The sequence below is a fragment of the Variovorax sp. GrIS 2.14 genome (genome assembly GCF_046115955.1).
In the GTDB taxonomy this organism is placed as follows: Bacteria; Pseudomonadota; Gammaproteobacteria; order Burkholderiales; family Burkholderiaceae_C; genus Variovorax.
Map to the genome: position 1 here is coordinate 192,793 of NZ_JBJXIA010000011.1, position 15,960 is coordinate 208,752.

20 protein-coding genes, 1 tRNA gene and 1 pseudogene are annotated in these 15,960 nt (G+C 61.3%); 13 read left to right on the forward strand and 9 right to left on the reverse strand.

Annotated elements, in window-relative coordinates; translation table 11 throughout:
- Position 1 precedes the first annotated feature (1 nt).
- From prfB to RCH10_RS18460, 7 genes are all read left to right on the forward strand, one after another.
- Positions 2-1,106 (forward strand): peptide chain release factor 2 gene (prfB, locus tag RCH10_RS18430; protein WP_323495292.1). Its coding sequence is split into 2 segments (ribosomal slippage): positions 2-82 and positions 84-1,106, totalling 1,104 coding nucleotides; the frame shifts between segments, so codons are not numbered across the junction.
- Positions 1,106-1,801, forward strand: a complete 696-nt coding sequence (locus RCH10_RS18435; protein ID WP_409053498.1) for an HAD family hydrolase — start codon at positions 1,106-1,108, stop codon at positions 1,799-1,801. Before prfB ends, RCH10_RS18435 begins: the two co-directional genes overlap by 1 nt.
- Positions 1,788-4,490: an aminopeptidase N gene (gene pepN / locus RCH10_RS18440; RefSeq protein WP_409053499.1), complete on the forward strand. Its 2,703-nt coding sequence runs from the start codon at positions 1,788-1,790 to the stop codon at positions 4,488-4,490. The genes RCH10_RS18435 and pepN overlap by 14 nt, the downstream gene beginning before the upstream one ends.
- A 33-nt stretch (positions 4,491-4,523) precedes the next feature.
- Positions 4,524-5,540: a class 1 fructose-bisphosphatase gene (locus tag RCH10_RS18445; protein WP_409053500.1), complete on the forward strand. Its 1,017-nt coding sequence runs from the start codon at positions 4,524-4,526 to the stop codon at positions 5,538-5,540.
- An 11-nt stretch (positions 5,541-5,551) separates the two neighbouring features.
- Positions 5,552-5,627 (forward strand) — tRNA-Thr (locus tag RCH10_RS18450).
- A gap of 151 nt (positions 5,628-5,778) precedes the next feature.
- Positions 5,779-6,867: a site-specific integrase gene (locus RCH10_RS18455; protein WP_409053501.1), complete on the forward strand. Its 1,089-nt coding sequence runs from the start codon at positions 5,779-5,781 to the stop codon at positions 6,865-6,867.
- A 61-nt stretch (positions 6,868-6,928) separates the two neighbouring features.
- Complete coding sequence (locus RCH10_RS18460; protein ID WP_409053502.1) at positions 6,929-7,948, forward strand: hypothetical protein; 1,020 nt, start codon at positions 6,929-6,931, stop codon at positions 7,946-7,948.
- A 39-nt stretch (positions 7,949-7,987) separates the two neighbouring features.
- Here RCH10_RS18460 and RCH10_RS18465 read toward each other — a convergent pair whose 3' ends face one another.
- The 4 genes from RCH10_RS18465 to RCH10_RS18480 form a co-directional block, all read right to left on the reverse strand.
- Positions 7,988-8,674 (reverse strand): hypothetical protein, encoded by a 687-nt coding sequence (locus tag RCH10_RS18465; protein WP_409053503.1) that lies wholly within the window; start codon positions 8,672-8,674, stop codon positions 7,988-7,990.
- Positions 8,675-8,765: 91 nt separating this feature from the next.
- Positions 8,766-9,173: a hypothetical protein gene (locus tag RCH10_RS18470; protein ID WP_409053504.1), complete on the reverse strand. Its 408-nt coding sequence runs from the start codon at positions 9,171-9,173 to the stop codon at positions 8,766-8,768.
- 13 nt (positions 9,174-9,186) lie between these two features.
- Positions 9,187-10,116, reverse strand: a complete 930-nt coding sequence (locus tag RCH10_RS18475) for a DUF72 domain-containing protein (RefSeq protein ID WP_409053505.1) — start codon at positions 10,114-10,116, stop codon at positions 9,187-9,189.
- Positions 10,082-10,300: a hypothetical protein gene (locus RCH10_RS18480; RefSeq protein WP_409053506.1), complete on the reverse strand. Its 219-nt coding sequence runs from the start codon at positions 10,298-10,300 to the stop codon at positions 10,082-10,084. Before RCH10_RS18480 ends, RCH10_RS18475 begins: the two co-directional genes overlap by 35 nt.
- Before the next feature lie 28 nt (positions 10,301-10,328).
- Here RCH10_RS18480 and RCH10_RS18485 point away from each other — a divergent pair, with 28 nt between their 5' ends.
- From RCH10_RS18485 to RCH10_RS18495, 3 genes and pseudogenes are all read left to right on the forward strand, one after another.
- Positions 10,329-10,769 (forward strand): LexA family protein, encoded by a 441-nt coding sequence (locus tag RCH10_RS18485; RefSeq protein ID WP_409053507.1) that lies wholly within the window; start codon positions 10,329-10,331, stop codon positions 10,767-10,769.
- Between the two features lie 10 nt (positions 10,770-10,779).
- Positions 10,780-10,908 (forward strand): annotated as a pseudogene (locus RCH10_RS18490) (DNA polymerase V subunit UmuC); the annotation flags it as partial.
- A 163-nt stretch (positions 10,909-11,071) separates the two neighbouring features.
- On the forward strand, positions 11,072-11,680 hold the full coding sequence (locus RCH10_RS18495) for a class I SAM-dependent methyltransferase (protein WP_409053508.1): 609 nt from the start codon (positions 11,072-11,074) through the stop codon (positions 11,678-11,680).
- Between the two features lie 77 nt (positions 11,681-11,757).
- On the opposite strand, the gene RCH10_RS18500 is transcribed toward RCH10_RS18495, so the two are convergent.
- From RCH10_RS18500 to RCH10_RS18510, 3 genes are read right to left on the reverse strand one after another with little or no spacing between them, the layout of a single operon-like run.
- Positions 11,758-11,913, reverse strand: a complete 156-nt coding sequence (locus tag RCH10_RS18500; protein WP_409053509.1) for a hypothetical protein — start codon at positions 11,911-11,913, stop codon at positions 11,758-11,760.
- A gap of 49 nt (positions 11,914-11,962) precedes the next feature.
- Positions 11,963-12,592: a tyrosine-type recombinase/integrase gene (locus RCH10_RS18505; protein ID WP_409053510.1), complete on the reverse strand. Its 630-nt coding sequence runs from the start codon at positions 12,590-12,592 to the stop codon at positions 11,963-11,965.
- Positions 12,564-13,142 carry a hypothetical protein gene (locus RCH10_RS18510; protein WP_409053511.1) on the reverse strand — a complete coding sequence of 193 codons (579 nt, stop codon included), beginning with the start codon at positions 13,140-13,142 and terminating at the stop codon, positions 12,564-12,566. The genes RCH10_RS18505 and RCH10_RS18510 overlap by 29 nt, the downstream gene beginning before the upstream one ends.
- On the opposite strand from RCH10_RS18510, the gene RCH10_RS18515 reads away from it, so the two are divergent.
- Together RCH10_RS18515 and RCH10_RS18520 are read left to right on the forward strand one after the other, a co-directional pair.
- Positions 13,141-13,272, forward strand: a complete 132-nt coding sequence (locus RCH10_RS18515; protein WP_409053512.1) for a hypothetical protein — start codon at positions 13,141-13,143, stop codon at positions 13,270-13,272. The two genes, RCH10_RS18510 and RCH10_RS18515, sit on opposite strands and share 2 nt — an antisense overlap.
- Complete coding sequence (locus tag RCH10_RS18520) at positions 13,269-13,451, forward strand: hypothetical protein (protein ID WP_409053513.1); 183 nt, start codon at positions 13,269-13,271, stop codon at positions 13,449-13,451. Before RCH10_RS18515 ends, RCH10_RS18520 begins: the two co-directional genes overlap by 4 nt.
- Positions 13,452-13,546: 95 nt before the next feature.
- On the opposite strand, the gene RCH10_RS18525 is transcribed toward RCH10_RS18520, so the two are convergent.
- Both RCH10_RS18525 and RCH10_RS18530 read right to left on the reverse strand, forming a co-directional pair.
- Positions 13,547-14,134 carry a tyrosine-type recombinase/integrase gene (locus RCH10_RS18525; protein ID WP_409053514.1) on the reverse strand — a complete coding sequence of 196 codons (588 nt, stop codon included), beginning with the start codon at positions 14,132-14,134 and terminating at the stop codon, positions 13,547-13,549.
- Between the two features lie 9 nt (positions 14,135-14,143).
- A complete protein-coding gene (locus tag RCH10_RS18530; protein WP_409053515.1) occupies positions 14,144-14,602 on the reverse strand; it encodes a site-specific integrase in 459 nt (152 codons plus the stop codon).
- Between the two features lie 88 nt (positions 14,603-14,690).
- Between RCH10_RS18530 and RCH10_RS18535 the strand changes: the two genes are divergently transcribed.
- Complete coding sequence (locus RCH10_RS18535; RefSeq protein ID WP_409053527.1) at positions 14,691-15,854, forward strand: Y-family DNA polymerase; 1,164 nt, start codon at positions 14,691-14,693, stop codon at positions 15,852-15,854.
- The last annotated feature ends 106 nt before the right edge of the window (positions 15,855-15,960 follow it).

Consider the following 15,960-nt stretch of genomic DNA (forward strand, 5'->3'; position numbering starts at 1 on the left):
CATGGATGCAGAGCAAATCAACCAAATCAGCGCCAGCCTTGCCGACCTGAGCGTGCGCACGGTCGATTTACGGAGGTATCTTTGACTACGATGCCAAAGCCGAACGTCTGAGGACGGTCAACGCATCGCTCGAAGATCCCAAGGTCTGGAACGACCCCAAGAAAGCGCAGGAGCTTGGCCGCGAGAAAAAGGCGCTCGATGACGTGGTCGTCACGCTCGACAAGCTCACCAGCGGGCTGTCCGACAACACCGAGCTTTTCGACATGTCGAAGGAAGACGGCGACATGGATGGCCTGCAAGCCATCTCCGATGACGCCGGCAAGCTCGAAGCCGACATCAAGCAGCTCGAATTCCGCCGGATGTTCAACAACCCGGCAGACCCGCTCAATTGCTTTGTCGACATCCAGGCCGGCGCCGGTGGCACCGAAGCTTGCGACTGGGCCAGCATGCTGCTGCGCCAGTATTTGAAATATGCCGAGCGCAAGGGTTTCAAGACGCAGATCGAAGACGAGACACCGGGCGACACCGCCGGAATCAAGGGCGCGACCATCAAGGTCGAGGGCGACTACGCCTTCGGTTTGCTGCGCACCGAAACCGGGGTGCACCGCCTCGTGCGCAAGTCGCCTTTCGACTCGTCGGGCGGCCGCCACACCAGCTTCGCCAGCATCTTCGTGTACCCCGAAGTCGACGATTCGATCGAGATCGACATCAACCCGTCGGACGTGCGGGTCGACACCTTCCGGGCCAGCGGCGCGGGCGGGCAGCACATCAACAAGACCGATTCGGCGGTGCGGCTCACGCACATCCCGACCGGTATCGTGGTGCAGTGCCAGGACGGCCGCAGCCAGCACAGCAACCGCGACGTAGCGTGGAAACGCCTGCGGTCACGGCTGTATGACTTCGAGTTGAGGAAGCAGCAGGAAGCGCAGCAAAAGCTGGAAGACACCAAGACCGACGTGGGCTGGGGTCACCAGATTCGCAGCTACGTGCTGGACAACAGCCGTATCAAGGACCTGCGCACCAACGTCGAAGTGTCGGCCACGCAGAAGGTGCTCGACGGCGATCTCGATGTCTTCATCGAAGCGTCGTTGAAGCAAGGCGTCTGATGGCGGCCGATACGCTCTGGACAGGCCCCGTCGAAGCGCTCATCTTCGACATGGACGGCACCATGATCGACTCGATGCCCTGGCATGCCAAGGCATGGGTCGAGTACGCGCGCCGCCGCAACATGACGATCGACGTGCCGGACCTGATGCGCCGCACCACCGGCCGCACCGCCGTCGAATGCGCGCGCGAGCTGATGCAGCGCGAGGTGACCGAGATTGAGAGCGCGGAAATCACGCACGAGAAAGAGCTGATCTACCGCGAACTCTTCGCGGCGGAGTTCCGTGAGGTGGGAGGCTTCGGCGCTTTCGCCAAGGCCGCTGTGGCACGCGGGCTGAAGATCGCCGTCGGCACCGCCGGCGACAAACACAACATCGAGTTCGCGATGTCGCGGCTCAGGATGGACCCGCTGCCGTTGGCGATCGTCGGTGGCGACGAAGGCTTTGCCGGCAAGCCGACCCCCGAGATCTTTCTAGAAGCTGCGCGCCGCATCGGCGTGGCGCCTGCGCGCTGCATCGTTTTCGAAGATGCGCCTTTCGGCATCGAAGCCGCACGGCGTGGCGGCATGCGCGCCGTCGCCGTCTGCAGCTCGCACACGCCTGCAGAGCTCGCCGGTCCGCACGTCATCGCCGCCGTGCACGACTACGACGAACTCGCCCATTCAAATTTTCTGGAGACTCTCGATGCTGTTGCGTGATGCACAAGGCCAACCGGTCGCCATTCGCCGCGAAGACTATGTCGCGCCCGCCTACTGGATCGACACGGTCGAGCTGACCTTCGACCTCGACCCGAACAAAACCCGCGTGCTCAACCGCATGCGCATGCGCCGCAATCCCGCAGTGCCGGTGCAGCCTCTGCGCCTCGATGGCGACGAACTGAACCTGGCACGCGTGCTGGTCGACAACCACGGCGCATCGTTCCGCATCGAAGGCGACCAGCTGGTCATCGACGCCCTGCCCGATGCTTTCGAGCTCGAGATCTTCACGACCTGCTGCCCCATCAAGAACACCAAGCTGATGGGCCTGTTCGTGAGCGAAGACACCTTCTTCACGCAGTGCGAGGCCGAGGGCTTTCGCCGCATCACGTACTTCCTCGATCGACCCGACGTGATGGCCAGCTACACCGTCACGCTGCGCGCCAGCAAGTACGCCTACCCGGTGCTGCTGTCGAACGGCAACCTGGTCGAGCAAGGCGATCTGGAAGGGCCGGGCAACGAGGGACGCCACTTCGCCAAGTGGGTCGACCCGTTCAAGAAGCCGGCCTATCTGTTCGCGCTGGTCGCCGGCAAGCTGGTGGCACGCGAGCAGCGCATCACCGCGCGCAACGGCAAGGAGCATCTGCTGCAGGTCTATGTGCGTGCCGGCGATCTCGACAAGACCGAGCACGCGATGAACTCGCTGGTCAACTCCGTTCTGTGGGACGAAGCGCGCTTCGGCCTGCCGCTCGACCTCGACCGCTTCATGATCGTTGCGACAAGCGACTTCAACATGGGCGCGATGGAAAACAAGGGCCTGAACATCTTCAACACGAAGTACGTTCTGGCCAATCAGGCGACGGCTACCGACGCCGACTACAGCAACATAGAAAGCGTGGTCGGTCACGAGTACTTTCATAACTGGTCGGGCGACCGCGTGACCTGCCGCGACTGGTTCCAGCTGTCGCTGAAAGAAGGCCTTACCGTCTTCCGCGACCAGGAATTCAGCCAGGACCTGTGCGCCGACGCATCGGCCCGAGCGGTCAAGCGCATCGAAGACGTGCGCGTATTGCGCACCGCGCAGTTCCCCGAAGATGCCGGCCCGATGGCGCACCCGGTGCGGCCCGACAGCTACATAGAGATCAGCAACTTCTACACCGTCACCATCTACGAAAAAGGCGCCGAAGTCGTTCGCATGATGCAGACGCTGGTGGGCCGCAAAGGCTTCGAACGCGGCATCACGCTCTACTTCGAGCGCTTCGACGGCCAGGCCGTGACCTGCGACGATTTTGCGCAGGCGATTGCCGATGCCAACCCCGATTCCGATCTTGCACGCCTGCTACCGCAGTTCAAGCGCTGGTACGCGCAGGCTGGTACGCCGCGCCTCGCGGCACAAGGCAACTACGACGCGGCCCAGCGCAGCTACACATTGAGCTTCGCGCAGAGCTGCGCGCCGACGCCGGGCCAGCCCCTCAAAGAGGCGTTCGTGATTCCGGTCAACCTCGGCTTGCTGAGCGCCGACGGGCATGAGCTGCCGTTGCAACTCGAAGGCGAAAGCGACGCGGCGCACGGCACGCGCACGCTGGTGCTGACGCAGGAACGCGAGCAAATCACTTTCATCAACGTCGACGCCGAACCCGTGCCGTCGATCCTGCGCGGCTTCAGCGCGCCGGTGATTCTGGACTTCGACTACAACGACACGCAGTTGCTCACCTTGCTGGCTAACGACGTCGATCCGTTCAACCGCTGGGAAGCCGGCCAGCGCCTCGGTTTGCGCTCGGCCATCCAGGCAATCACCGGCGATGCCAACGCCACCGGTCCGGCTCTGAACGAAGCGTATGTCGACGCGATGCGCGGCGTGCTGCGCGACCCGAATCTCGACGCTGCTTTCAAGGAACTGGTGCTCGCGCTTCCATCGGAAACCTACATCTCCGAGCAGCTGGAAGTGGTCGATCCGCAACGCGTGCATGCCGTGCGGGAAGCCATGCGCGTGCAATTGGCGACCGCCCTCTTCTCCGACTGGCAGCGTGTCTACGAAGAGAACCAGGACACCGGCGCCTACAGCCCCGATCCGACATCGTCGGGCCGGCGCGCGCTGGCTGGCATGGCGTTGACCTATCTGTGCATCGCGGCGCGCGAGTCCAACGACACCGTGTGGCCGGGCAAAACGCTGCAGCGCTTCAAGGACGCCGGCAACATGACCGATCGCTTCAATGCACTCAACGCACTGGTGTCGTCGGGCCATGCGCTGGCGGCTCAGGCGCTGGCGCGCTTCCACGCGATCTTCAAGGACGAGGCGCTGGTGATCGATAAGTGGTTCTCGCTGCAGGCCGGTGCGCCCGACCGCAATGGGGACATCCTGCCGCTGGTCAAGCAATTGATGAAGCACCCGGACTTCTCCATCAAGAACCCGAACCGCGCGCGCAGCGTGATCTTCAGCTATTGCAGCGGCAACCCCGGCGCGTTCCACCGGCCCGATGCGGCCGGCTATGTGTTCTGGAGCGACCGCGTGATCGAGCTCGACGCCATCAACCCGCAGGTGGCGGCGCGCCTGGCACGCGGCCTCGACCGCTGGAGCAAGCTGGCCGAGCCGTACCGAAGCGCAGCACGCGAGGCCATCGCCCGTGTCGCGGCCAAACCCGACCTCAGCAAAGACACGCACGAGGTCGTCACGCGCGCCCTGGCCGTGTAACGCACTGACGTACCAAGTTCTAAAGAAGCATTCATGGCACAGAACATTTCACTCACCCGCTATCTGGTCGAACAGCAGCGCGTCGACGGAAAGATTCCAGCGCAACTGCGGCTGCTGCTCGAAGTCGTGGCGCGCGCCTGCAAGAGCATCAGCATGGCCGTCAACAAGGGCCAGCTCGGAGGCGAAAACAGCATCATGGGCTCGGCCGAAAGCGAGAACGTGCAGGGCGAGATCCAGAAGAAGCTGGACATCATCGCCAACGAAGTGCTGATCGAGGCCAACGAATGGGGCGGCCATCTGGCGGCCATGGCCAGCGAAGAAATGGACAGCATCTACGTGGTGCCCAATCGCTATCCGCAAGGCGAATACCTGCTGCTGTTCGACCCGCTCGACGGCTCCAGCAACATCGACGTCAACGTCAGCATCGGCACCATCTTCAGCGTGCTGAAAAAGCCCGAAGGCGAGCACGGCGTGCAGGAGTCCGACTTCTTGCAGCCGGGCGAGAACCAAGTGGCTGCGGGCTACTGTATCTACGGGCCGCAGACCACGCTGGTGTTGACGGTTGGCGATGGCGTCGCGATGTTCACGCTCGACCGCGAGCAAGGCTCGTTCGTGCTCACGCAAGAGAACCTGCGCATCCCTGAAGACACCCAGGAGTTCTCGATCAACATGAGCAACATGCGTCACTGGGATGCCCCGGTCAAGCGCTACATCGACGAGATGCTGGCCGGCACCGAAGGCCCACGCGAAAAAGACTTCAACATGCGGTGGATCGCCAGCATGGTGACCGACGTGCACCGCATCCTGATGCGCGGCGGCGTCTTCATGTACCCGTGGGACAAGCGCGAACCCGGCAAGCCCGGCAAGCTGCGCCTCATGTACGAGGCCAACCCAATGAGCTGGCTGGTCGAGCAGGCCGGCGGTGCCGCCACCAATGGCCGCGAGCGAATTCTCGAATTGCAGCCCACCAAACTGCACGAGCGCGTAGCTGTGGCCCTGGGTTCGAAAAACGAAGTCGAGCGCCTGACCCGCTACCACGACCCGCTATAATCGAGGGCTAAGCCGGTGTAGCTCAGTCGGTAGAGCAGCTCATTCGTAATGAGAAGGTCGGGTGTTCGATTCATCTCTCCGGCACCAATGAAATAGCCGCTGTGGCGCTATCAAAGTCATAGCACCACGGCGGCATGTCACAATGTCGTCACAGTGGACGGCAAAACTCCTCAGCGTTCGGGAGTAGAACTCAGCACTTTTGCATCGTCACGCCTCCACTTAGTTGGAGAAGTTGACCTTGGCAAACATCAGAGAACGCGTGGACAGCACGGGAGTTTCGAGCTTCCAAGCGCAAGTGCGCATCAAGGGCTATCCGCCACAAAGTTCAAGCTTTCCGACGAAGACGTTGGCAAAGCGTTGGGCGCAGCAGACTGAAACCGAGATCCGTTCGGGAAGTATCACGCTGGCGCCAACTGGGAAGCACACCATGCTTCAGCTCTTGGAATATTACGAAAAAACTAAGTCGCCTAAAAAGGCCAAAGGTGGCCAAGATGATGAGGCGCCCATCGCCTGGTGGAAAGCTTCGATTGGAAGCTGGTATCTAAACGCGATAACGCCGCGCATCATTGAAACAGCTCTTGATAAGTTTGCCACGACCCTTACGAAACGCGGCAAACCGCCAGCAGCCGCTACAAGTCTTCGATACCTGATGTTGCTGTCACATGCCTTCACTGTAGCAATTTCCCTCAAATGGGAGGTGCGTACGAATCCTGTCAACGACGTTGCGGATCGGCCACAACCAAAAAACGGACGTAAGCGATTTCTCAGTGACGAGGAACGTGCAGCACTTATAAGAGCTTGTCGCGATTCGACCAGCAAACATCTACTCCTAGTCGTGGTGCTTGCTATCTCAACCGGGATGCGCAAAGGTGAAATACTTGGTTTGAAGTGGAGGGACCTAACTTTTTCGGTCGACAGGCAATTCGCGAAAGCGCTTCTGTCCCGGACTAAAAATAAGGAAGATCGGTCGGCGATGATTTCTGGCGCGGCATTTGATTTGCTGCAAGAAAAAATGCAAATGATGCCCGGGAGTGAGATGCAAAGAGCGGAAGCCTTGCTGTTTCCAAGCACGGAGAATGCAGACATACCTGTCGACATTCGTACTCCTTGGGAAACTGCTTTAAAGCGATCGCAAATCAGCGACTTTCGTTTTCATGATCTAAGGCATACAGCGGCAAGTTACCTCGCGCAAGACGGAACTTCGATTCAAGAAATTGCCGCAGTGCTGGGGCACAAGACGGTTCGCATGGCCGAGAGATATGCGCATCTGACCGCACAGCGTTCAGACGAGGTGGTCAAGCGCATGAACACCCGAATAAAGCTTTGAGCTGGCCAACAGGACCTACGTGCATGCCTTGGCCGACCTTCATCAAACAAAAGGAATGTACATGCCAAGCGCAACAGAGCAGAAAACCGCGATCAGAGCTATTGGCATTGGCGGCGGTGGCGTCAACCTCCTCACCGCGTTCCGAGTTCGCGCAAGCCCGGAAATTGAGTGCATTGCCATGCATTCCGTTTCCGATGCCCTGAAAAACAGCAACGCGCACAAGACATTTCTTCTTGGCGTGTCCGGCGAGCGAATCTCAAGAGCAAGTGGGGCCCGCGTAAATGCGGAACACGTCCAGAGCGACTTGCGCCAAATTCTCAGCGGTTCGCAACTCGTATTGCTCCTCTCAGCGTTCGGCGGCGCCGTGGGAACGGGGGCGTCGCCAGTCATTGCAAGGACCGCCAAGGAGCTTGGCATACCGACCATCGCGCTGATCTCGATGCCTTTCAACTGGGACGGCTCCATCACTCAAGCCGTCGCTGCCGCCGGCCTCGAACTGCTCTCGAAAAGCGTGGACTTGTTGGTCGTGCTGTCCAGCGATACGGCCATGGACATGCTCGGCAACGAAGACCTCAACATGGACGAAACAGTCACCGGGGTGAACGAGGTGATCGCCTTCGCGGCAGCGGAAGCGCTGAAGTTGGTAGTTGCCGCAGCACCGTCTGGGCCTGGCTACTCGCGATTTCACTCGACGACCGGCACCGCGGGTATTGCGTTGTTCAGCACAGCCCAAGCTGGTGGTTTCGGTCGCGCAAAAATTGCCGCTGAGCAAGCTGTCGTCTGCCCGCTGCTTGAGGGTGTTGCGCTCGCAGAGGCCCAACACGCTTTGGTGCTGATCACAACGGCGCCAGGCTCACTGACGAATACGGAGTCGAAGCTCGTCATGGACGTAATTCGACAAGCCGCACCGAACGCGCAATGTACATTCGCGACAGCAACAGACCCGCTCTTAGCTGAACAGATCCGCGTCACCGTGCTTGGTGTGGGTCTGAAGCGCACGTGGGAGCCGATAGACTGTCCGCCGCACTCGGTCGCCAAGCGGCTTCCAGATGCTCCGTTCCCATCTCTCGCCATGCAGTAGATGCGCCGAGGAAGGGGACGCGACGCATCTGACTCAACCTCAGGCCAGCATTTCGATGCTGTCTTCTGCTTCTGGCACCAGCCGGTCTTTCAACGCGACGTGAAAGACCGCGCCAAATATCTGCGTCGTGTCAGCGTTTTGCCGTGATGCACCGATTGGCATGTAGTCATACGTGACCTTCACCTCTTGGTGGTCGGGCAAGGCAGCGCTGGCGGTAACACGCAAAGCTTCAATCTCTGCAGCGAGTTCGCCCACCAATCGCTCTGCTTCTGACGCAGAGCGTCGAAGGATCGTAACGAGGTAGCCATGGCGCCATCTCGGACGGCCGGACTCCAGGGCTGCGATAGCAATGATGCGCTTCGCGTCGTCGATGATCTTGATGCCTCGTTTGACCTCAATGATGCAGCGCGGCACGTTGTTCGACTTGTTCAATAGCACGATGTCGAAGCGAGCCGCGTCTTTGCCCATGGCGACACGTGTGTCGATCGCCTCCCGCGCCTTCAGACTGAAGGTTGAAGCTTGATGCTCCAGCCGATAACGCAGCATCGGAAACGCCTTGGTCAGCCCTTGTGCCAAATTGACGGTGGTGAGGTATTCGGGCGCGTGACGTAGATCGCTGGTCGGGTCGCTGTGCTCTGCATAAGCGTCGGCGCTGTCCTTCAAGATGCTCAAGATGCTCTTACGAATGGATGCGCGGTCTGCGCGCTTGGCTGTGGCTTGAGTCATGAAGGAAGTCGTGGTCGATGTTGAAGTCTTGAACTCTAGCTGTCGGTCGGAGCCGCCGAGGGAAACCAGACCCAAGTAGTCGACCGCTTTGCTACTTTGTCCACAACGTGACTTTGACGTAAGTGCTTAGCGCCGGATCAATGCAAGCGCCGCAGATGATGGCGACGTCTTCGGGCGCCTCAACGCGCAACATCGCGGCCACGGTCTTGACTGCTGCTAATGCCGACACGGCCGGTCCAACCGTCACGCAAGCAACGACGCCGCTCGCTCGCCTCAATCTCTCGAAATGTGCAGGCATGCTACGCACGGCTGCTGCCGTGGCCAGCATCGCGGACTCAAACCGTTCAGAAGAGCCTGATGCATGTATGGCCCTCCGGTCTTTACCCAAGACGTCGCGAACATCATCGAGATCAAAGCCAGGTCCGAGGCGCGCCTCAATCATGGAAGCGAGCGCCGCGGCGAGGGCTGGCTCGTACTCGCTGAGATCGTTTGAAGTCATGCCTTGGATTTCATCACGTTCCAATGACGTCACTAGGTAGAGCCAACAGCCGCGCCAACGTCCGCGCGTTGCGCTGGCCCTGGTCTTCCATGTTGTTAATGAAGATGACATGCGGGTTCTTCGCCATTTTCACCAGCCGGCCGATCTCGCCGGCAAGATCCCTCAATTCGTCATCCGGATAGTCGTAATTGAAGCGGTCCGATGCCGCCGTCGCACCCTTCACGTTCCAGGTTGCCGTGTTGCGTCCGTGCAGCCGCACCAATGCATAGTCGGGGTGCGTCGCCTCCCAGATCGCCGGTACGCTGTTGCTGAAACCCTGCGGTCCGTCCACGATGGTGTGCACCGCCCTCAGCTCCTGAATGAAGCGCAGCGTCTGCCGCCGGTGCGGTTCCTCGAACCAGGTGGCATTGCGCAACTCGATGCTCACCGTGTGCCCTGCCATCTGCTCGACGCAGTGCCACACGTGGTCGTGCCCTTCTCGGTTGCGCAGCAGCCAGGGCGGGAACTGAAAGTGCACCAACCCTAGCTTGCCTGCGTCCTTCAGCGGCGCCAGCGCCTCGATGAAGCGGCGCCAGAGCTCAGTGCGGATCTCGACCGGCGTCGTGCGGTAGTACAGCGTCTTGGTACCCCCCGGACCGTTCCCATCCTTGGCCAGCGCCTCTTGGATGTCCTTGTGCATCACGTTGGGTTGAGTGTGATGCCCAGTGAAAAGCCGGAACGCCTTGACGTTCATCGTGAAGCCATCGGGCGTGCGCTCGGCCCACAACTGCGCATTCGTCGGGCTCGGCATCGCGTAGTAGCTGGAGTCGACCTCGACCAGCGGGAACTGCGAAGCGTAGTAGCGCAGCCGCCCTTCAGCCGTCTTGGCTTCCTTGGGATAGAAGCGGCCGCAGGCAATGAGCGTCTTGTCAGTCCAGGAGGCGGTGCCGACCTTGATCGTCATGGTCAGATGCTACCGGCTTGAGCCACTCGGCCGCGGCATCTGCCGGCGGCATGGCGCGAAGGTGCGGGTCCTGCCACAGGTCGTCCGCTACTTCCTCCAGCAATGTCGGATCGACCGTGCGCCAGCGCTGCTGCAGCCGATGTGCGCAGGCTGCGATCCAAATGTTGGTGGGCAACGGGTCCATGGCGCAATCCTAGACCTATACTGGATAGATGCACAGTGTTTTCCGTTCGATGATTGGCGCCGCCATCGAGCCAGTCCGCTTGCCGCTGCCTATCGTCGAAGGTCGGATTCGAGCGGGCTTCCCTTCGCCGGCCGACGATTTTGCGATCAAGCGCCAAGACCTGAACGACTTGTTGATCACGCATCCGCTCGCCACGTTTTATTGGCAAGTCAGCGGCAAGTCCATGATCGAAGCCGGAATCGACGACGGTGATCTTCTGGTCGTCAACCGTGCGATCACGCCGGTGCATCGTCACATCGTGGTGGCCCAAGTCGACGACGATTTCACGGTCAAGTACCTGCACAAGCGCGGCGGGCGCGTGAAGCTGGTCCCAGCCAATCCAACGTTTCCCGAAATCACTTTCAAAGACGACCAGCAGTTGATCATCTGCGGCGTGGTGACGTGGGCCATCAAGCGCCTCATGCGCTGAGCGCCGCATCGTGTACGCGCTGGTCGACGGCAACAACTTCTACGTCTCGTGCGAGCGTGTTTTCCGCCCGAGCTTGCTCCGCAAGCCGGTGATCGTGCTGAGCAACAACGATGGCTGCGCCATCGCGCGCAGCAACGATTATGTGGAATGGACAATCGAGTCAAGGCCTTGGCCCACGACGCTTCAACGCCGACGATTACGGAACGAGCTTAAGCTTCCGAGCTCGGCCCGAAGCAGCCGCTCGCCGTGTCGGTCAGACTCAACCCTGAGCCGATTTACCCACCACTTCACTTCAACATGGCATGACTCCAGGAACCGAGGGCTACGCGGAGCACGCTGCAGAGCTGGCCAGTCGCTATGAAGCTGTTTCGTTTGCCGGGAAGCATTCTGTCGTTTTGCAGTTTCTGCCATCCGCGCCGTCTGCTGTTCTCGACGTGGGTGCTGGCAGCGGTGCCGATGCTGCATGGTTTTCGTTGATGGGTCATCGGGTGGTAGCGGCCGAGCCTACGGATTTGCTACGCCGCGCAGGCATGGAACTGCATGCAGAGCATTCCATCGAGTGGATCGACGACAGCTTGCCTGAGCTTGCACGATTGCAGCGTCGCGCAGAGAAATTCGACGTAGTCATGCTCACCGCCGTATGGATGCATCTGGAAGAAGTGGAAAGGCAGAGGGCAATGCCACGGCTTGCAGCACTGCTCGCTCCCGGTGCAGTCTTGGTGATGTCCGTTCGACATGGACCGGCTCCAAGGGAGCGGCGCATTTTTGAGGTGTCGGACGAAGAGACCATTGCATTGGCCTCGAGCTGTTCATTGAAAATGATGCTCGCTGTGCGTACCGCTTCGGCCCAAGCTGCGAATCGCATTGCCGGGGTGACATGGTCACGCCTTGTATTTCAACAGCCTCCCTGATCGCTTTGCCGCAGACAAGCGGACGTCTGCTTTGGGCGCAGATGCGACGGTCAAATGCTTTGCGTGAACGACTGCAATCAATTTGCTGATCCTCTAAGAGCAGCGAGTGCGATAGGTGTTCGCCCATCGGGTGTTGCGGTATGGCGCAGGCTGTTCACCAGCTTGGCCATGGCCTCGATGCCGTCCTCCACCGCCGCCCGCTCGCCGTCCTGCAACGGGATCTCTTGAAGCATGCGCGCGAGATTGGCGCTGGCCTCCAGCGCTTGCGCTTTCGATGAATCTTTAGGCGTAGAACGAGCACTTCGCGCATGCCATCCGGTGCGGGCACTGATCGAAGAAGTCGTAAGTGCAGAGTCCATGCCCGAGGTCGTAGTAGCGCCAGGGCTCTCCGCGTGCAGCGCTGCCGTTGCTCACCGTGTCCTTGTCGACGAGCACGGCGATGGTTCGCAGATTGCGCGCGAAGTAACCAGCCCGCTCGATCGCACCGGCCAGCTTCGTCGGCGTCACGGTTACGTAGTGACGTGTCGCTTCAGGTGATCTGTGGCCGAGCCATGCTTGTAGCTCGAAGAGGCCCAGCGGCTCCCGTGCATTGAACAACTGGCTGGCGATGGTCGCGCGGGCGCGATGGCTGGTGATGCGACCACGCGCATCGTCGAGCGGCACGCCAGCCTTCCTGCAAAGGAGGGGTATGACGGCTTGGTTGAGGTAGGCCAACCCCACGCGTCGACCGCGGTGAACGAAGAGGTAGTCGACCAGACTCCCGGTCTTGGCGTCGGGCATGCTCGGGTGGGGCAGCCGCTGCTGTTCCCAGACTTCAACCGCCTGCCCGACGACGGCGTCGACTGGCTTGGTGAAAGCGGTCGACGTCTTGTTGACCGGCACGTCAAGCAAGCAGGTCGGCGCGGCATTCACTTCGCCAGCATGCGGCTGCCACCGGATGCAGCCCACCGGCAAGCGCCAGGACCGTCGCCAGCCAGCGGCCACACTTCAGCAGCGCGTAGTAGTCCCCTGCAATTGACGAGGCCGCGCGCACAGACGTTGCCCGCCAACGCTCGCACCATTGCAGCCACTGTGCAGGAACATCATCTGCAGCCCGGTACCCGCCTTCGGGACGGCGCCGGTCATTGCAGCGGTGATCGAGACCCTGTTCGAGCAGGCGCATGCGTACAAGGGCCCATGACAGAGTGGCAGCACCGCTGCGAACGTATGCCGCTCCATTGACGGCAACGTGCTGCAGCGCATCGGAGGTAAGTTCTTCGAGACGTGCGCTGCGCTGGACGAGCAGCGCCATGCAGAGCGCGTTCGAGACTTCGGGCCGATCGGCGGCACTGAAGCCGACCTTGGTCATCTCATCAAAGACGATGCCGATGGCATGGTCCACGGCATCACGTGCGAACACCTTGATTGCCAACCGGTACTGGAAAAAGCGTCCGATCTCGGTGAGCCGGTCGAAGCCACACATGAGGTACGCCACCGCAATGACGTACTGCCGGCAGTTGCTGCTCCCGCCCTACCGCTCCTTGAACGCGGCCTCGCTGCTGCACAGCACGTCGAGCCAGTCGTCGCCCGACCATCCCCAGTACGCAACATGAAGGCGGTGCATCTCGGCAACGACGACATGTACAACGGCGTTGCATGGCACCTGGGCCGCATGCGTCCAGTCCAGCACGGTGCAGACAGGATCGAGCAGCCGGGCCAGCGCCGCACGGGTCCCGGCTGGCCATTAACGCTGATGGCCGGCGAAGCACGTGCCGAGGATGTGAAGCGCTGAATGCTCGCCCGCAGAGAGATCGGGACTGCAATCCCACGCGGCAGAGGCTTCGACCGGCGCTGCGTTCGCCGGTGCGACTGCGTCGGCCTTCATGCTCATATCGCACCGCCTCGGAGTGCACCGCCTCGAAACTGCCGCAACCGCTCTTCATGGATGGCCGCCATGCTGCGGGCGAACTTGTCGGAGAGGTCCCGAGCACTCAGGTGGATGTACAGCAGCGTGGACTGGATGCTTCGATGACCAGCGAAGCTGGCGATCTCCTCGATGTCCCACCCGGCACCGGCTAGATCGGTCAGGCAGAGATGCCGAAAGCTGTGCGTCGTCAGCGTGGGCACCCCGGCGCGCAGGGCGAGTTTGCGGACCACCTCCGACCAAGTCCACTTGGACATCGGTGCGGCGCGGTTGCGCGTCGACTCCGACAGGAACGGTTGACTACGCAAAGTGCCCAGGCGACGGCGTTCGGCGAGGTAGGCCACGTAGAGATCGCCGCTCACCGCCGAGTAGGGAACGACACGCTCGCGCCGGGTCTTGGTCGTTTCGGCGCGGACCCGAAGAAGACGTCGTGCCGGATCGACGTCGCCGGTGGCGAGCGCGCACAGCTCTTCGCGGCGCAACGCGCAGTCGTATGCGAAGGCAAGCATCAACCGGTTGCGCACCGGCTCACTCGACGCTTTGGCCAGCAATGCGAGCCACTAGGTCTCCTCCGGAATCCAGGGCAGCTTGCGCTGCACGGGGATAAGTCCTCGCTCTCCAAAACCCCAGCCGCCGTAGACGGCACCGCGACGGCCACGGGCCACCGGGTTCGTTGTCCTCACGCCCTCCTCGACCAGATGGTCATAGAACAACCGGACGACGGTGAGTCGGTGGCGTATTGAGGCATTGGCCAGGCCAGTGGCTGAGCCGGTGGCGCCTTCGGCGCTGGACAGCGGCTGGACCAACTCACGTACGTAGCCGGCGATTTGTGCACGGCCAGCGCTCGTCACATCAATGCCGCCACGGCGGCAAAAACCCAGGTAGTGGTCGAGGCCCCGGGCATAGGCGATAACGGTGTTCGGAGCGCGCAGCAGGTCGGCCTGCAACGACACCCACGCGCGAGCGTGGGTGTCGTTGCAGATGTTGCTCAGCGCGTGCCACGGTGGTTCTGAAAGCATCGTGCGCCTCCTTCTCCGGGATGCCCACGCTACACCGATCGGACACGGCAGTCAGCAGTGCATTCCACATAACTGATAGGCCAAGGCCCTGGGCATTGCGATGGGGGCACCATGGTTCCATATCCAGCAGAGCTTGCCGGATGCAGGCATCGTGGCGCTGAGCGCGAACTTCACGCTGTACGGCGACATGAGCAACCGGATGATGGCGATCGCGGCGGGCTTGGGACCGGGTCAGGAGATCTACAGCATCGACGAATCGTTCATCGACATGACGACGATGCGCGGCGATCTGGTCGCACGCAGCCACAAGGTGCGCGAGCGCATCTTGCAGTGGATAGGCGTGCCGTGCGGCATCGGCATCGGAGCCACCAAGACACTGGCCAAGCTGGCGAACCATGTGGCCAAAACGGCGGACCGCAAGCCGGGGAGCTATCCGGTTGAACTGGCGCGGGTCTGCAACCTCGGCGCCCTGCCCGCTTCCGAACTGGATGCGGTCTTCGCCGCGACAGCACTGACCGAGGTCTGGGGCATCGGGCGACGCATCGGCGCGCAACTGATGGCCGACGGCTTGAAGACCGTTGCCGATGTGGTCGCCATGGATGCCGCGACGGTGCGACGGCGTTGGTCGGTGGTGCTGGAGCGCACGGTGCGTGAACTGCAAGGGGAAGCCTGCATTGGCTTCGAGGATACGCCGCCGGCCAAGAAGGAGATCGCGTGCACTCGCAGCTTTGGCGAGCCGGTGACACAGCGCGCCGATCTGATCGAAGCGGTGAGCAACTTTGCCAGTCGGGCTTCAGAAAAGCTGAGACGACAGAACGGCCGTGCGGCGCAGGTGCTGACCTTCATCCACACCAGCCCGTTTCGGAAGCAGGACAAGCAGTATTCGCGCTCCGTGACGGTGCCGCTGCGACGACCGACTTCGGACAGTGCCTTGATCGCGCAGGCCGCAGTCCAAGGCATCCATGCGATCTTCAAGCCGGGCTACAACTATGCGAAAGCGGGCGTGATGTTGCTGGACCTGCAAGATGAGAGCGTTGAGCAGTTCGAGCTGGCGCTGGAGGACGATCGATCAGCAGACCGTGCGGCATTGATGGCGACGGTTGATCAGCTCAATGACCGATATGGGCGGGGCGCCATCGGGCTGGCAAGCACGGGGCAGACGGATGGCCGTCGAATGTGGACCATGAAGCAGTCGCTGAAGACGCCTGACTACACGACGCGGTGGTCGGATATGCCAAGGGCGCTGGCATAAGGCATCGCCCTGGGAGTGTCTGAATTTTTGTGTTTCGAGGCGGGTTGATTGAACTCTGTCTCGCCTGATTTCTCATCTGTTTTCAGGCCCCTGCCAGGCCGCCGGA

What these genes read in the sequence shown, in the direction of transcription:
- RCH10_RS18500 (WP_409053509.1), bottom strand. Translation starts at nt 11,913, where the DNA reads ATGCTTCAAGAGATCCCGTTGCAGGACGGCGAGCGGGCGGCGGTGGAG.
- RCH10_RS18470 (WP_409053504.1), bottom strand. Translation starts at nt 9,173, where the DNA reads ATGACTTCAAACGATCTCAGCGAGTACGAGCCAGCCCTCGCCGCGGCG.
- RCH10_RS18515 (WP_409053512.1), top strand. Translation starts at nt 13,141, where the DNA reads ATGAGGTACGCCACCGCAATGACGTACTGCCGGCAGTTGCTGCTCCCG.
- pepN (WP_409053499.1), top strand. Translation starts at nt 1,788, where the DNA reads ATGCTGTTGCGTGATGCACAAGGCCAACCGGTCGCCATTCGCCGCGAA.
- RCH10_RS18510 (WP_409053511.1), bottom strand. Translation starts at nt 13,142, where the DNA reads ATGTGTGGCTTCGACCGGCTCACCGAGATCGGACGCTTTTTCCAGTAC.
- RCH10_RS18435 (WP_409053498.1), top strand. Translation starts at nt 1,106, where the DNA reads ATGGCGGCCGATACGCTCTGGACAGGCCCCGTCGAAGCGCTCATCTTC.
- RCH10_RS18445 (WP_409053500.1), top strand. Translation starts at nt 4,524, where the DNA reads ATGGCACAGAACATTTCACTCACCCGCTATCTGGTCGAACAGCAGCGC.
- RCH10_RS18495 (WP_409053508.1), top strand. Translation starts at nt 11,072, where the DNA reads ATGACTCCAGGAACCGAGGGCTACGCGGAGCACGCTGCAGAGCTGGCC.
- RCH10_RS18530 (WP_409053515.1), bottom strand. Translation starts at nt 14,602, where the DNA reads ATGCTTTCAGAACCACCGTGGCACGCGCTGAGCAACATCTGCAACGAC.
- RCH10_RS18485 (WP_409053507.1), top strand. Translation starts at nt 10,329, where the DNA reads ATGCACAGTGTTTTCCGTTCGATGATTGGCGCCGCCATCGAGCCAGTC.
- RCH10_RS18460 (WP_409053502.1), top strand. Translation starts at nt 6,929, where the DNA reads ATGCCAAGCGCAACAGAGCAGAAAACCGCGATCAGAGCTATTGGCATT.
- RCH10_RS18520 (WP_409053513.1), top strand. Translation starts at nt 13,269, where the DNA reads ATGAAGGCGGTGCATCTCGGCAACGACGACATGTACAACGGCGTTGCA.
- RCH10_RS18480 (WP_409053506.1), bottom strand. Translation starts at nt 10,300, where the DNA reads ATGGACCCGTTGCCCACCAACATTTGGATCGCAGCCTGCGCACATCGG.
- RCH10_RS18475 (WP_409053505.1), bottom strand. Translation starts at nt 10,116, where the DNA reads ATGACGATCAAGGTCGGCACCGCCTCCTGGACTGACAAGACGCTCATT.
- RCH10_RS18465 (WP_409053503.1), bottom strand. Translation starts at nt 8,674, where the DNA reads ATGACTCAAGCCACAGCCAAGCGCGCAGACCGCGCATCCATTCGTAAG.